This window comes from Pontibacter mucosus (assembly GCF_003054055.1).
GTDB classification, from domain to species: Bacteria; Bacteroidota; Bacteroidia; order Cytophagales; family Hymenobacteraceae; genus Pontibacter; species Pontibacter mucosus.
Window position 1 is genome coordinate 89004 of sequence record NZ_QBKI01000004.1, and the last position, 14896, is coordinate 103899.

General features: G+C 54.3%; 14 protein-coding genes. 4 read left to right on the top strand and 10 right to left on the bottom strand.

Going from position 1 to position 14896, the window contains the following annotated elements; all coding sequences use genetic code 11:
- Nucleotides 1-34: 34 nt before the first annotated feature.
- The 7 genes from C8N40_RS09010 to C8N40_RS09040 all read right to left on the bottom strand — a co-directional run bounded on the left by C8N40_RS09010 (nucleotide 35) and on the right by C8N40_RS09040 (nucleotide 8430).
- Nucleotides 35-1834, bottom strand: a complete 1800-nt coding sequence (locus C8N40_RS09010) for a TrkH family potassium uptake protein (RefSeq protein WP_108211461.1) — start codon at nucleotides 1832-1834, stop codon at nucleotides 35-37.
- Nucleotides 1815-2834, bottom strand: a complete 1020-nt coding sequence (locus C8N40_RS09015) for a bifunctional heptose 7-phosphate kinase/heptose 1-phosphate adenyltransferase (RefSeq protein WP_108211462.1) — start codon at nucleotides 2832-2834, stop codon at nucleotides 1815-1817. Before C8N40_RS09015 ends, C8N40_RS09010 begins: the two co-directional genes overlap by 20 nt.
- Complete coding sequence (locus C8N40_RS09020) at nucleotides 2834-4048, bottom strand: pyridoxal phosphate-dependent aminotransferase (RefSeq protein WP_108211463.1); 1215 nt, start codon at nucleotides 4046-4048, stop codon at nucleotides 2834-2836. The genes C8N40_RS09015 and C8N40_RS09020 overlap by 1 nt, the downstream gene beginning before the upstream one ends.
- 149 nt (nucleotides 4049-4197) lie before the next feature.
- On the bottom strand, nucleotides 4198-5199 hold the full coding sequence (locus C8N40_RS09025) for a PorP/SprF family type IX secretion system membrane protein (protein WP_108211464.1): 1002 nt from the start codon (nucleotides 5197-5199) through the stop codon (nucleotides 4198-4200).
- A 10-nt stretch (nucleotides 5200-5209) separates the two neighbouring features.
- Entirely contained in the window at nucleotides 5210-7234 is a 2025-nt protein-coding gene (locus tag C8N40_RS09030) for an Ig-like domain-containing protein (protein WP_170114062.1), read from the bottom strand.
- 280 nt (nucleotides 7235-7514) lie between these two features.
- Nucleotides 7515-8123, bottom strand: coding sequence for a recombination mediator RecR (gene recR / locus C8N40_RS09035; RefSeq protein WP_092104721.1), 609 nt, complete (start codon nucleotides 8121-8123; stop codon nucleotides 7515-7517).
- Nucleotides 8124-8142: 19 nt separating this feature from the next.
- Entirely contained in the window at nucleotides 8143-8430 is a 288-nt protein-coding gene (locus C8N40_RS09040) for an ATP-dependent Clp protease adaptor ClpS (protein WP_108211466.1), read from the bottom strand.
- A 230-nt stretch (nucleotides 8431-8660) separates the two neighbouring features.
- Here C8N40_RS09040 and C8N40_RS09045 point away from each other — a divergent pair, with 230 nt between their 5' ends.
- The 4 genes from C8N40_RS09045 (at nucleotide 8661) to C8N40_RS09055 (ending at nucleotide 12591) form a co-directional block, all read left to right on the top strand.
- Complete coding sequence (locus tag C8N40_RS09045; RefSeq protein ID WP_211318069.1) at nucleotides 8661-10826, top strand: S9 family peptidase; 2166 nt, start codon at nucleotides 8661-8663, stop codon at nucleotides 10824-10826.
- A gap of 148 nt (nucleotides 10827-10974) precedes the next feature.
- Complete coding sequence (locus C8N40_RS22635) at nucleotides 10975-11115, top strand: hypothetical protein (RefSeq protein WP_170114063.1); 141 nt, start codon at nucleotides 10975-10977, stop codon at nucleotides 11113-11115.
- Nucleotides 11116-11203: 88 nt separating this feature from the next.
- Nucleotides 11204-11749, top strand: a complete 546-nt coding sequence (locus C8N40_RS09050) for a hypothetical protein (RefSeq protein WP_108211467.1) — start codon at nucleotides 11204-11206, stop codon at nucleotides 11747-11749.
- 287 nt (nucleotides 11750-12036) lie between these two features.
- A complete protein-coding gene (locus tag C8N40_RS09055; RefSeq protein WP_108211468.1) occupies nucleotides 12037-12591 on the top strand; it encodes a hypothetical protein in 555 nt (184 codons plus the stop codon).
- A 42-nt stretch (nucleotides 12592-12633) separates the two neighbouring features.
- On the opposite strand, the gene C8N40_RS09060 is transcribed toward C8N40_RS09055, so the two are convergent.
- The 3 genes from C8N40_RS09060 to C8N40_RS09070 form a co-directional block, all read right to left on the bottom strand.
- Complete coding sequence (locus C8N40_RS09060; protein WP_245905057.1) at nucleotides 12634-13398, bottom strand: DUF6503 family protein; 765 nt, start codon at nucleotides 13396-13398, stop codon at nucleotides 12634-12636.
- Between the two features lie 121 nt (nucleotides 13399-13519).
- The gene (locus tag C8N40_RS09065) at nucleotides 13520-14185 is read right to left on the bottom strand and encodes a YceI family protein (RefSeq protein ID WP_108211469.1); all 666 of its coding nucleotides are present in this window, start codon (nucleotides 14183-14185) and stop codon (nucleotides 13520-13522) included.
- A gap of 51 nt (nucleotides 14186-14236) precedes the next feature.
- The gene (locus tag C8N40_RS09070; protein WP_108211470.1) at nucleotides 14237-14893 is read right to left on the bottom strand and encodes a YceI family protein; all 657 of its coding nucleotides are present in this window, start codon (nucleotides 14891-14893) and stop codon (nucleotides 14237-14239) included.
- Nucleotides 14894-14896 lie beyond the last annotated feature (3 nt).

Sequence of the window (14896 nt, forward strand, 5' to 3'; positions counted from 1 at the left end):
CTGGGGCGTTAAATATTTTAAAGGCGTCACCCGCTTAGCCCACAGGCAGGTGCGAGGTCGGGAGTTTATAGGCCTTGGTGCTTATACGCGTGCTCAGGGCCAGCGCCAGCGTAAGGGTCCCCACCCTGCCCACATACATCGACAGGACAATAATCAGCTTACCGGCATCAGACAGGCCTGCCGTTATCCCTGTGCTCAGCCCCACGGTGGCAAAAGCCGACACCTGCTCAAACATAAGCTTCAGGATGTCGAATTGCGCATCGGTGATGGACAGGAAGAAGATGCAAATGATGTTGATGACCACAGCAAAGGTGAACACGGAAAAGGCTTTATAGGCCACAGAGTGTGGTATGGTGCGTCGCCCGATCTCCAGGTTCTCGCGCCCCCGAATCGTAGTAACCACCGAAAGTATCAGCACCACAAAGGTGGTGGTTTTGATGCCCCCGCCCATCGAGCCCGGCGAGGCACCGATAAACATCAGTGCCAGGAACAAAAGCACGGTAGGCGTATTAAGCACCGAGATATCCACTGTATGAAAGCCTGAGGAGCGGGTAGTAGCCGACTGGAAGAAAGCGGTTACGATGGCCTCGGCAAAGTTCAGGGTAGAGAGCGTGTTAAAGTACTCCAGCAGGAAAAACACCACCGTGCCAAAGGCCAGTAAGGCGGCAGAAGTATAAATGGTCACCCGCGAAAGGAGTTTCCAGTTGCGCCACGGGGCATGCATGCGGCGGCGCATGGCCGAAGGCGAAAAAACATCCAGCATGGTAGGGAAACCGAGCCCTCCAAGTATCACCAGGGCCGCTATGGTCAGGTGCAGGATGTAGCCGGTTCGGAGCGGCTGCGTGTACAACCCTTCCGGGAAAAGGGAAAAACCGGCATTACAGAAGCCGGACACCGCATGAAAGACGGAGTAGAAGATCTTGCTCCCCAGGTTGGTGAACTGCACCTCGGGGCTCCAGGTGGCAAAGATGATCACCGCCCCCACGGCCTCGATGCTTAAGGTAAGCGTGATGAGCTTGCCCAGCAAACCTTTGGCAGAAAGCAGCGAGTCGCTGTCCATGAGTTCGTGCATGGCCACGTGTTGCTTTATACCCATGCCCTGGCGCATGAGCGTGGCAAAGAAGGTGGCAAAGGTCATCACCCCCAGCCCTCCCAGCTGCACCAGCACCAGCAGCAGCACCTGCCCCGACAAGGTAAAGTAAGTGCCGGGGTCCACCACGGCAAGGCCCGTGATGCAGGAGGCACTGGTGGCCATAAACAGGGCATCCACAAACCGCATCCCATCCGGGGTGGTGGTCATTTTGGGCAGCATAAAGAGCCCGGTGCCAATGCATATCAGGGAAATAAAGCTGAGCAGGAAGGTAATACCCGGCTTGAGCGTCAGCGTTTTCAGGTGCACCTTGGTCTCGAGCAGCTCCACAATCAGCAGCAAAAGCATGTACATCGATACGCTGGCCCGGTACCACTCCACCGACAGCGGGATGCCTATACTTTCAAAGATGTTGTAGATGACCGGGATGCCCAGCACGTAGGTACTGAACTCGTTGATGAACACCACCAGCATCAGGAAACCCTCAAAGCGGGTGCGCCTGAGAAATTTGAGCCTTTCGAAGGCATACAGGATGCGCAGCAGGTAAATCACCACGAAGATGGCCAGGATACCGTCGATGGCATAGAATAGCTTCCGCAGGGTGGCCGGGTCCTCCACCACGCCGTGGGCATACAGCAGTATACCCACGGCAAGTATGGTGAGAACATAGGTAGTCCAGCGCATCAGGGCGTAGGCCCTTAGCTTGCTGTCGTACAGGAATCTGTTAAGCGATTCGGTGTTCATGTGTTTCAAACAGGCGTATACGCTGTGCCTCTTCGTATAGCCGTTGCTTGTCTACGGGCACCACGCCTACCTGCTCACACACCAGGCCGCCGCCCAGGTTGCTCAGGCCGGCCATAAAGTGCACAGAAGTTTTCAGAGCCATACAAAGCGCCGCGATACTGATAACGGTATCACCGGCCCCGGAAACGTCGGAGATAGAGCGGCGGTGCGCCTCGATGTAGGTTTTCGCTGCCCCATCCGCCACAAACACGCCCCGCTCCGACAAGGTAACCAGCACCTGCTTTACCTGCAGGCGCTCCTGAAGCTCCTCCACGGCATCCTCAAAGGCGGGCAGGTTCTCGTCGGCAAAATCGGCCTTTAGGCCTTCCTTCAGCTCTTTCAGGTTTGGTTTAAACAGGGTACAGCCCACATAGCTCAGGAAATTCTTTTTCTTCGGGTCGATTACGCTCGGAACCCCGCGCTGGTTGGCCAGATCCAGAAAACGCCTGATGTTGCGCTCCGAGAACACGCCCTTGTCGTAGTCCTCAAAGATGACCACGTCGGCCTTCTCCAGCAGTTGCACAAAGCGTTCCTCCAGATAGCGTTCATCGTAGTCTGTCAGGTTGTGCTCTATCTCGGCATCCACGCGCAGCAGCTGTTGTGTCCCGGCAATAATACGGTGCTTGATGGTGGTAACACGCTCCGGGCTCTGCACAATGCCCTCGGTAGAAAGGCCCCGCTCCTCCATCAGGCGCAGGTAATCGGCCCCGTCCTGGTCATCGCCGATAACGGAGCAGAGCAAAGGCGTGGCTCCCATGGCCTGCACGTTCAGGGCCACGTTGGCGGCCCCACCCAGGCGCTTCTCCCGCTTCACCACGTTCACGATCGGCACCGGTGCCTCCGGCGAGATGCGCGAGGTTTTGCCCCACAGGTAGGAGTCTATCATCACATCGCCCACCACCAGCACGTTCAGGCGGTTAAAGGCCTCAAAAATATTCTCTAAGCTATTAAATTGATTCATTACTGCAGTTTTGCGAGGCTGTTCTTGATGCGACGCATTGCCTCAACTAGTTTTTCGTCGGAAGCGGCAAAAGAGAAGCGGATGCACTGCGGTGCCCCGAACGCCTCCCCGCTTACCACCGCCACATGGGCGTCGCTCAGTATAAACATGCTCAGGTCTTCGGCACTTTCCATCGTTTTGCCCTCGAACTGCTTGCCAAAGTATGCGCTAACGTCCGGGAAGATGTAAAATGCCCCGTTTGGCAAGTAGGTCTTGAACCCAGGAATGCCGTTCATCAGGTCCAGCACCAGGTCGCGGCGGCGGCGGTAGGCCTCGGCCATCTCCAGGGCGCTGGCGTTGCCGCCTTTCAGGGCAGCAGCGGCGGCTTTCTGGGCGATGGAGCAGGTGCCGGAGGTAATCTGGCTCTGCATCTTGTCGCAGGCGGCGGCAATCTCACGGCTGGCGGCCAGGTAGCCCACGCGCCATCCCGTCATGGCATAGCCTTTCGAGAAGCCGTTCACCGTCACCACGCGATCGCGGATGGAATCGATATTGGCTATGCTGAAGTGCTTGCCACTGAAGTTAATGTACTCGTAGATTTCATCGGCAATCACATGCACCTGCGGATACTTCTCCAGCACACGGGCGATGGCAGTCAGTTCCTCCTCCTCGAACACGGCACCGGTGGGGTTGCAGGGCGAGGAGTACATCACCAGCTTGGTGTTGCTCGTGATGGCTTTCTCCAGCTGCTCGGCAGTAACCTTGTAGTCGTTCTCCAGGCGGCCCATAATAGGCACCGGAATGCCCTCAGCCAGCTTCACGATCTCCTCATACGACACCCAGTAAGGCGAAAAGATGATCACCTCGTCGCCGGGGTTTACCAGGCACAGCACCGCGTTGGCTATACTTTGCTTGGCCCCGGTAGAGACTACGATCTGCTCGGGTGCATAGTCGAGGTTGTTATCGCGCTTAAACTTTTTAGAGATCTCCTGGCGCAGCTCCGGGTAACCGGGCACCGGCGTGTAAAACGTGAAGCCTTCGTCAATAGCCTGCTTGGCGGCGTCTTTAATGTACTGCGGCGTCTGGAAGTCGGGCTCCCCGAAACTCAGGTTAATGACATCGTAGCCTTTGGCGGCCAGCTCGCGGGCCTTTTTAGCCATGGCGATGGTCTGCGACTCAGCCAGGGACAAAATTCTATCAGAAAGGATTGCTTTTGCTTCTTCGGTTTCTCTCATATACGTTGAGTTAAGCGGGCAATTTACTCATAAAGCCACACACTTTCCACAAACCGAAGCGAATATCAATTACAATGATTTAAAGGCCATGAAAGGGAAGTATAAAGTATGAAAAACAAGCGTTTGCGTAGCAGGATAGGCATTTTGCCTTACCACAGGTTCTGCGGACAAAGCACCTTGGCCTTGTTGAAAATGCGCATGCCCAGCACCACCTCGTGGTTGCCGTTGCCCATGCCATAGTTTGCCTCCACGCCCCTGTCGTAGGCATAGCCCAGGTCGAAGATGTGGTTGATGGTTACGCCCGCCAGCAAGGCGAAATTTCCGTTCTGCCGGTAAGATCCGCCCACCCACAGCCTGTCCTGGTACATGGCGCGCAGGTTAAAGTCTATTGAGCCGGGGGCCGTCTGCAGCCACATCAGCATCACCGAGGGCACCAGGCTAATCTCCTCTGTCACGCTGAAGCGGTAGGCCCCGGTCAGGAAATAGTGTTCGTAAAGCAGGTTATGGTCCTCCACGGAGTTATCGAAATTAACGGCGTTGCCCAGCAATTGCGTGCCGGACGTGCCGATGTAGAAATTGCTGCCATAGAGCCACAGCCCCGCCGAGAGGTTTGGCTTCACCATGTTCCAGTTGGTGTTGGCGGCATCGCCGGGGTTGGCAAACTGCAGCTCGTCGGCCCGCTGCTGCTGCTGTATCAGGCCCGCGCTGAGGCCACCGGAAAGCCGCACCTCCCGCGACAGCGCCAGGTGGTAAGCATAGGCCATACTTGCCTCGGTGCGGTAAAAAGCCCCTACCCTGTCGTGCACGGCCAGCAGCCCGACGCCATGGTGCGGCCTGAACTGCTCGCTGATGCGCCCGCCCTTGCTGCTCCCTCCAAACGAAGGCGACCGGTGGCCAGCGCCCTTCTGCCCTCCTCTCGAAGTATAGCCTATGGGAGCGTGCGCGCTGACATAGTAGGTTCTGGGGGCGCCCTCCACCCCGGACATGGCCGACCGGCTGCCTATTTTGACATCGGCGTACTCCTCAATGCCCGCAATGGCAGGGTTAAGCAGGTAATTGTTGATGCTGTACTGGCTGTATTGCGGCTTCTGCTGGGCAGAAGCCAGGAAAGGCAATAAACACAAAAGAAAAGGAAGTATAAGTCGCTTCATAAGCGGTGCATTAATTAACTAGGTTCAGGTAGCCGGTAAATTTGCCCTTGCCAGGCACAGTTATCACATAAAAGTAAGTGCCGACCGGAAGCACATTGCCCCTGTAGGTGCCATGCCACTCGTTGCGGTAGTTGGTCTGCTCAAAAACCATACTTCCCCAGCGGTTATACACCTCCACCTTTGCCTGCGGGTAATAGGTGATGTTCTTGATTTCCCAGGTGTCGTTCACGCCGTCGCCGTTGGGTGAGAAGGCATTGGGAATCTCCAGCAGCTGCCGCACCTGCACCTCCACGCTCACAGAGTCCTCGCAGCCCTCTTCGTTGCGTACGGTTAAAGTATAGCGGGTTGTTTTATCGGGGGTAGCTACCGGGGTGGCGCTGGTGGGGTCGTCGAGCCCGGCTGCGGGGCTCCAACTGTAGCTTGCGCCCCCGCTGCCGCTCAGGCGGGTGCTGGCGCCCGCGTCAATCTCAGCCTCCTGCACGCTGGCCGTGGCCACAGGAACAGGGTATACGAAAGCCTTCACCGGCACGCGCTCCGTCTCACACCCGTTCCGGACAATGGACACGTAGTAGGTGCGTGTGCTTTGCAGGGCTGGCGTCTCGAAATCGGCTTTTACCGCACCTGCTATGGGATTGGCAGCTGTGGCGTCTTCGTACCAGCGGAACTCCCCATCGGCAGCGCCAATGGCAGAGAGCAACACTTTACCGGGTCCGCAGGAAATGCCATCGTGGGCCACAGGTGCCTGAGGGGCTGGCCATACATTAACCTTTATGCTGTTGGAAGAGAGGGTTGCCCCGCAGTCGTTCTGTAATTTTAAAGTATAGACGCCGCTTTCGGTGGCCTGTAAGGTATTGGCGCCACGGGCATACTCTTTCCCATCGCGCAGCCACACATATTCGCCGCCTTTGTGCACGGTTTTGCTGCTTATCTCCACAGTCCCGCCCTCACAGAATTCTAAATCCCCTTTTGCTTCAATGGTTGATACCTCCGGTTTGGTTTCGATAACCGCCTCCACCGGCACGCGCTCGCTCTCACACTCTCCGTTGGTGATAGCGACATAGTAAGTGGTGGAGCTTGCTAGCATTGGCGTAGTGAAGGAAGGCCCGTTGGCGCCCGGTATAGCCGTGCCACCTTTGGCCGTAGTATACCAGCGGTACATGCCATTTTTTCCGCCGGAAGCCTTAAGGGTAAGGGAAGACTTGGTGCAGCCCACCACCCGCTCGGTGGAAGGCGGTTCCGGAAGCCCCAGCAGCTCTACCTGAATGCTGTTGCTGCTCTTAAAGGTGCCACACTCGCCGGTAATGGTGGCGGTATACGCCCCGGCCTCCGTGGCCTGCCAGGTATGGCTGTTACTGCCCTGAATTACTTTGCCATCCAAGTACCAGGCATAGGTTACATTTTTAAGCTCCGGCACCGACAGCTTTACATTATCGCCTCTGCAGAACTTCAGTTTTCCGGTTGCCACCACCTCAAAGGGAGGCAATGGCTGCTGAATCACAAACTCTACTTTGTTGGCGCTGCGCACATACCCGCAGAAGTTGGAAAGCTCCACTGTATAAACGCCCGCCTCGGTGGCGGTAAACTCGTTAGACTTGTCCGACACCGGCACGCCGTCCTTTTTCCACACATAGGCCGCCCCCTCCTGCTCCTCCACACGCATGGTTATACTTCCTTTGCCACATACAATAAGCGGCTCCGAGTACTCAATTTTGGGGGCTTTCAGTTTGGCAGATACCTCTACTTTCACCACATCCGACTTGCCCACGCAGCCATTCTCATCCACCACCTCCACAGTATATTCTCCTGACTGTGTAATGGTAATGGATTGTGAAGTGGCGCCGTTGCTCCATTTATAGCTTTTGCCCGGGCTTGCCGTAAGCAGCACGCTGCCACCAGCGCATATTGTGGGCGGGCCATTGAGGGTAATCTTGGGTTTTACGGCAGTAGAACAGGAAGCCACTTCCAGCGCAGAGGGAACTTCACTTACTACCTCGGCGTGGGCAGAAAATGTGCAGAAACAAAGGAGCAGCAGCAAAACGCCGGGTAAATATCTATACTGCCTAAAAATAAATGTATGATTAGGTAAACGTGATGCTTCCATAGGCACCGATGGCTATTCTATAAATTACGTCCTATACATACTTATTAGTATCATATTTAGTTCCATATTTGATTGACTTTAGCCTAATTTTTATAAGTATAAATCAATTAACTTCACTTTATATACCGATGCAGTTATATTCCGAAAGTATGGAGAAAACACAAAAAAGGCTGCAGAGCACATCTGCAGCCTTTCCTGTTCAACTTTATACTTTTTATACTTTACCGTAAGCCGTACGTTCCACGATGCTTCTGCCGAGCGTTACCTCATCGGTATACTCCAGCTCACCGCCTACCGGCACACCGCGGGCGATAGTGGTGATGCGCAGGTCGAAATCGCGGAGCTTGCGCGTGAGATAGAACGCCGTAGTGTCGCCCTCCATAGTGGGGCTGATGGCCAGCAGGATCTCTTTCACCTCTGAACCGGGCAAACGCTCCAGCAGCGCGTCGATGTACAGGTCGGATGGGCCAATGCCTTCGATAGGCGATATCACGCCGCCCAGCACGTGGTACAGGCCTTTGTACTGCGCCGTATTCTCAATGGCAATCACATCGCGGATGTCGCTGACCACGCACAGCATGCTGCGGTCACGGAGCGGGTTGGAGCAGATAGAGCAGACCTCGGTATCGGAGATGTTGTGGCAATGCTTGCAGTGCTTGATCTCGGTCCGCATCTTCACCAGCGCCTCCGCCAGCGAGAACGTATCCTCCGATTCGTGCTTGAGCATGTGCAAGGCCAGGCGAAGGGCGGTTTTGCGGCCCACACCGGGCAGTTTCGCCAGCTCCTCTACGGCGTTTTCAATAAGTTTAGAAGGAAAATTCATCAATCCAGCTGCGCCTCCTCTACTCTATGTTCGCTGAAAGGTCCTTATCGTGCAGCGCGGTGCACATCCCCTTCAGTTCCTCAAACGTCCCCACCTTCACGGTGCACTTGCCTTTGTAGTGGATGAGCATGGTGCACTGCTCGGCCTGCTCTGCCGTGTGGCCGCATACTTTGATGAGCGTGTCAATCACATGGTCAAACGTGTTCACGTCGTCGTTGTACACCACCAGGTTGCGCAGGTCGGTGGTTTCTTCGAGCAACGCAACGTCAAACTCCTCTTTATGAAAAATATCTGTATCCCAATTCATACTGCAAAATTACTAAATTCTACCCACTAAAAGAAGCGCGTGGCCTAAGTATAAACGCCTGTTCCGGTGCCTTTTTATACCGGTAAGGCGCATGGATTTTAACAAAATACAGGCGGGTATGATTCCCCGTTTTCGCGCATACTTTGGCGGCTAACGGCCCGTGGTTTTTGTAAAAAAGGCAGATTAAGCGTTTCTTGCATACCTTATTTTTATACTGTTTATACTTACAAATGATGCTAATTTCATACTTACAAAAGCGGCTGTGCCTGCTCCTGCTGCTTGTGGTGGTAACTGTGCCGCTACAGGCCCAGGACAAGGTGCTGACCATGGAAGACGCCGTTATCAACCCGGCCCTGCAGCCCCAGAACCTGCGCCAGCTTGCTTGGGTGGCCGGCACCAGCGACTTCACCTACATCAAATCAGACAACGGCAACCAAGCGCTCGTGCGCGGCAACGCCACCTCCACTAAGCAGCAGGACATCCTGACGCTGGAGCAGCTGAACGCCGCCGTAACGGCCACAGGCGCCGAGAAGCTCAGCAGTTTTCCCACCCTGTTCTGGCGCGATGGCAGCAATTTCCTGATGGACGTGCAGAACCGCATCATCGGCTATGACCTCAAATCCGGTAAGGCGCGCGTTATCATGACCTACGCCAAGGAGGCCGAGAACAAAGAGCTGGACCCGACCATGCAGCGCCTGGCCTACACCAAAGGCAATAATTTATACTTGTCAGTTCCGGGTAAGGAGGACGTGGCGATAACGAAGGAGGAAAACGCCGCTATCGTGAACGGGCAGGCGGCACACCGCTCTGAATTCGGCATCACCAAGGGCACCTTCTGGTCGCCGACGGGCAGCAAACTGGCCTTTTACCGCATGGACCAGACGATGGTGACCGATTACCCGCTGGTGGATGTGGCCCCACTACCGGCGCAGCTCAACAACATCAAATACCCGATGGCGGGCGGCAAGAGCCACCACGTGACGGTAGGCGTGTACGATGTGACCTCCGGCAAAACCATTTACCTGCAAACCGGCGAGCCGGCCGAGCAGTACCTGACCAACATCAACTGGAGCCCGGACGAGAAGTCTATCTACATCGCCGTGCTCAACCGCGACCAGAACCATATGAAACTCAACCGCTACAACGCCCAGACCGGCGCTTTTGAGCGCACGCTGCTGGAGGAAAAGCAGGAAAAGTATGTGGAGCCGGAGCACGGGTTATACTTTGTGCCGGGCAAGCCCGACCAGTTTGTGCGGGTAAGCGAGCGCACCGGCTTCGACCATTTATACTTGTACAACACCAACGGCAAGCAGCTGCGCCAGCTCACCAAAGGCGACTGGATGGTAACTGACATCCACGGCTTCAGCAAAAAGGGCGATGAGCTATACTATACCTCCACGGCCGAAAGCCCGCTGGAGCGCCACATTTACGCGGTAAACCTGCGCAATGGCAAAAGCCGTCGCCTGTCGCAGGGCAGCGGCGTGCACAATGCCCAGCTCAGCCCCGACGCCAGGTATATTCTCGACAACTACAGCAGCCAGGAAGTACCACGTAAAATCCAGATACTTAACACCCACGGCAAAGTAGAGCAAACGCTGTTGACAGCCCCAAATCCACTTACAGCCTATAAACTGGGTAAGACAACCATTTTCCCGATTAAGGCCGAGGACGGCACTGAGCTGTACGCGCGCATGATTACACCGCCGAACATGGACAAGAACAAGAAGTACCCGGTGGTGGTGTATGTATACGGCGGCCCGCATGTGCAGCTGGTGACCAACAGCTGGCTGGGTGGCGCCAACCTTTGGATGCACCTGATGGCCCAGAAAGGCTACATCGTCTTCACCCTCGACTCCCGCGGCTCCGGCGACCGGGGTCTGGCCTTTGAGCAGGCGACCTTCCGCCAGTTGGGCACGGTGGAAATGCAGGACCAGCTGCGCGGCGTGGAGTACCTCAAATCACAGCCTTACGTGGATGGCACTCGCTTGGGCGTGCATGGCTGGAGCTACGGTGGCTTTATGACCACCTCCCTGATGACGCGCTACCCGGGCGTGTTTAAAGTAGGTGTGGCTGGCGGCCCGGTAATCGACTGGAAGTATTACGAGGTAATGTACACCGAGCGCTACATGGACTCGCCGGAGCAGAACCCGAAAGGCTACGAGGATGCCAACCTGCTCAACCACGTGAAAAACCTGCAGGGCAAGCTGCTCATGATTCACGGCACGGTAGACGATGTGGTGGTGTGGCAGCACAGCCTGGCCTTCCTTAAAAAAGCCGTGGACGAGGGCATCCTGCTCGATTACTTCGTGTACCCGGGCCACCCGCACAACGTGCGGGGCAAAGACCGCGTGCACTTGATGCGCAAGGTCACGCAGTACTTCGACGACAAACTTTAAAGTATAAAATGAGAACGGCGCTGAGCATATCGGCGCCGTTCTCATTTTATACTTAGGACAAAGGACTTTTATTTTTAGACAAAGGATTTCTAGACAAAGGACAAAAGACTTTAAAAGCACCAATGCCCTCGTCCCGAAAGCCTTCGGGATGTGCGCTATCTGGTGGCGTCCCGCCACTTATACTTATACTTATACTTATACTTATACTTATACTTATACTTATACTTATAGCGGCCAGAGGCCGACCTATAACTCACATCCCGAAAGCGTTCGGGAAGAGGGAGCTTAGTAGTGCTACTGCGTAGCTGGAAGCATGCGTTCCCTTAAACCGCTGAATTGCGTACCTTTGCAGCAGATTTATACTTTAGCGTTAACCTATGCCAGCCGTATCACCCGCCTTTCGCCAGGCCGTAAAGCAACTGAGCGACAAAGAGAAGGAAGCCATTATACTTCGTGCCGCCCGCCGCGACGCTGAGTTGTATGACATACTCAGGTATGAGCTGCTGGAAGAGGTAACGCTGGAGGAAGTATATGAAGAGGCCGCCGACAAAATACACGAACTGCTTATCAACGCGAGTGGCCGCAGCCTGAGCAAGGCGCTTACCAGGGCCCTGCGCAAAGCCGTAAAGGAGATTGCCCGCTTCAAGCGCATCACCAAAGACCCTAAAGCCGAGGTAGACCTGCACCTCTATACTTTACGCCTCATCTTCGACAACTTCACGGGCCAGTTTGACAGCTACTACAAGGGCTTTTACACGGCCACGGCACGCCTGCTGCTGCGCACCCTACAGCTTATCCGCAAAAACCTGCACGAAGATTACCACCTGGAATATAAAGCCGAACTCGACGAATTTCTGCAGCAGCTCCACAGCCGCCCCAAGCATCTGACCGTGGCCCTGCCGAAGGAGTTTGAGGTGGAGTAGGCTTGAATTTTGAATGAGTGGATGAGTGATTGAGTGAATTCATAGCAAAGCCTGCCCTCGCTCGCGTCCCGCGAGTGTGAGCTATCCCACGGCCTCTGGCCGCTAAATTTTATACTTTATACATTCGCCCCCTATACTTTTATATTTAGTGTGAAACGTGGCGGGACGCCACATGATAGCTCACACTCGCCAGAGGCGAGCGAGGGTGAGAGATGAAGGTGTGTAAAACAACCTCTTAACCAAACATTCAGACAAAGAAATCTTCCAAAGCAAGGTATTAAGTTTATATGGCGGTTAGCAACGACTTCAAAAACTGGAAGAATTATCTGGAGTGTAAGTTTTCGGATGAGGCGCTTTATCAAATCATAGATAACACAGATGTTCTTTCCGATGGCGTCTACAGAGTAAATTCAAAAACGAACGAAACTCTTATAGACTTCATCTACCCTAACCAAGACTGGACTACACTGGATGACATACAGTTCTATAGTGATTCGGCTCAGGCTTGGTCAGGAGAACTGTTAGGCGGCAATAATCCTAAAGCAGGCCTATTTAATCAGGAAAACCTTGATGCGGTTGAGCATTTATTAGAAACACCAATTAAGTATGGGTGGATAAACCAAGAGTTTTATCTCGGTAAAAGGCTCTTCAAATCAGTGGCCTACATAAACGAAAATGGAAGTAAGGGAGAGAAGATTTTTACAGAGTATAACACAGGCCTTGCAGGTGTGATGCTGCTTCCTTTCACCCTACTCATCAATCTTCTCCTTCACTTAGGCTGGATAGGTAAGAAGAGCATGATAGTCGTTGATCCTATAGAAAAAACCCGCAGGCAGTTTTAATGTATGATCCATTCACCAGCGCACTTCTCTTATATTCCTCTCCTACTCCAACTCCCGCACCTGCACTCCTTCCAGAACGATCTCGGACACCTTCTCCAGCTTGCCCGCCTCATAGGCCCTGTCGTAGTTGTCAATCGGGAAGTTGAGATCATCGATCTTATAGTTATTATAATCCTGGAAACGCACGCTGCCCACCTCGTAGGCCTTACTTACCTCCCGGAAGCGGGATCCGCCATCGTTCTCCTGGAAGTTATAGGCCAGGTAATCCATCGTGTGGCGGTCTTTGTGGAACCAGTACACATACTCGTCCTGGTAACCGTCGCCGCCGCCTTCCTGGGCAAAGGTAACCTTCACTTTATGGTAAGGCTCTCCTTTTACCTTGGCCTCTCCCAGGTATGATTTTTGCACAGCCGGGTCGTTGAGGAAGTAGGGCAGCAGGGCAAAGTACACCACCGAGTTAACCGAGTTGCTGAACGCCTGCTTACGCTCTTCCGGCAGCTCCACATCCACATCGTCTACCGTTCGTTTAAAGCCGCTGTTGCTGAGCACGTCGTGGATGCGCTGGCCGGTGGAGTCGGCAAAGGTGCGGCTGTAGACGAAGGCGCCGTTGTCGCGCAGGGCCCGGTACTGTATGTCGCGCAGCCGGAAGCTTACGATACTTTTATCCAGCTTCTGGCCCCCGTGTGCTTTTATGGCGGCATCCACAATGGCCTGCGCCTCACTATCCCCGGCGGGTTTGCTCTCAGAGCAGGCAGCAGCAATAAACAATAAGCCCAGCAACAGCCAGGTATAAGTATACTTTAGCATAAGGGTGATCTTTTCTGTAGGTGCACTTCCCCAAAGGTAAGAAAGCCACGGGCAAGTATAAAAGAAAAACCGCCCCGACTAAGCAGCCGGAGCGGTTAAAGGGACTATTCAGAAATCAGATTTATTTCGCAGCCGTCACGTCGAACGTGATGGTGAACTCATCAGCGATAGCTTTGTCGCCCAGTTCACCCAGCAGGGTCTCAGAGCCGTAACGCACGTCGTACTTAGAGCGGTCTACCTTCACGTCAGCCTTCGCGTTTACTGTGCCGTTATCCACAGAAACTACAGCCGGGAAGCTTACTACCTCCGTTTTCTCCTTGATAGTCAGGTTGCCTTCTACGTTGTAGTTAGGCGCGCCGGCAGCCGCATCAGCGATTGGAGCAATGCTGGTAATTTCGAAAGTGGCAGTTGGGTAAGTCTCCACGCCGAAGAAGTCGTCAGACTTCAGGTGGCCTACCAGTTTGCCGTTATATTCTGCATCTTCCAGGTCAGTGTTCGTGATAGTGTTCATGTCGATCACGATCTTGCCGCCTGTCAGCTGGTCGCCGTTTACAGTCAGCTCGCCGCTCTGCACCTTAATTTCGCCCATGTGCTCGCCACCTACTTTGGTGCCGTGCCACTTCACGCTGCTCTGGTCCTGAGCAATCTGATAAGTCTCGCCCTCGCCGGTTGCAGCGGCAGGAGCCTCAGAAGTTACGGCAGTTGTCTCGGCAGTATTGCTTTCGGAGCTGCAGGCAGTGAAAAACAGGGCCGCAGCGAAAGATGCATAAATTGCTGTTCTTTTCATCTTGGTTTTGTAATGATTAATTGAGTATGGAAAGATTGATTATACTTGGTTTTAGAGTTTAGCAGTCACGTCGAGCGTTACCGTAAAGTCGTCGTAAATGGCCTTGTCGCCCAGGTTCTCGAAGAAGCTGTTGGAGCGGTAGCGCACGTCATACTTAGTGCGGTCTATCGTTACATCGGCCTTGGCAGAGGCTACCCCGTTCTTCACCGACAGCACTGCCGGGAACGTTACCTGATTGGTGATGCCTTTGATGGTCAAATCGCCGGTAACGGTGGCGTTTGGCTTGCCGGCCGCCGCGTTGGCAATTGGCTTCACGCCAGTAATTTTGAAGGAAGCGGTCGGGTGCTTCTCCACACTAAAGAAATCGTCTGACTTCAGGTGGTTTACCAGCCTGGTGTTTGAGCCCTGGTCTTTGATGTCGGTGCAGGTGATGCTGGCCATGTCGATCACGAAAGTTCCGCCCACTACTTTGTTTCCGTTCACCTGGATGTCGCCGCTCTGCAGCGTGAGGTTACCCAAATGCTCGCCGGTTACTTTCTTGGCGTGCCACTTGAGCGCGCTTCCGGCAACGTCTACTTTGTAAGCACGCACTTTGGCAGGGGCGGCTGCCTCCGTGGCTGCTGTTTCAACCACGGTACTTGGGTTTCCTGCCTGGGCCGTAAACATCATGGCACTGGCAAGCGAAGCTAGGACTACGTACTTTTTCATCTG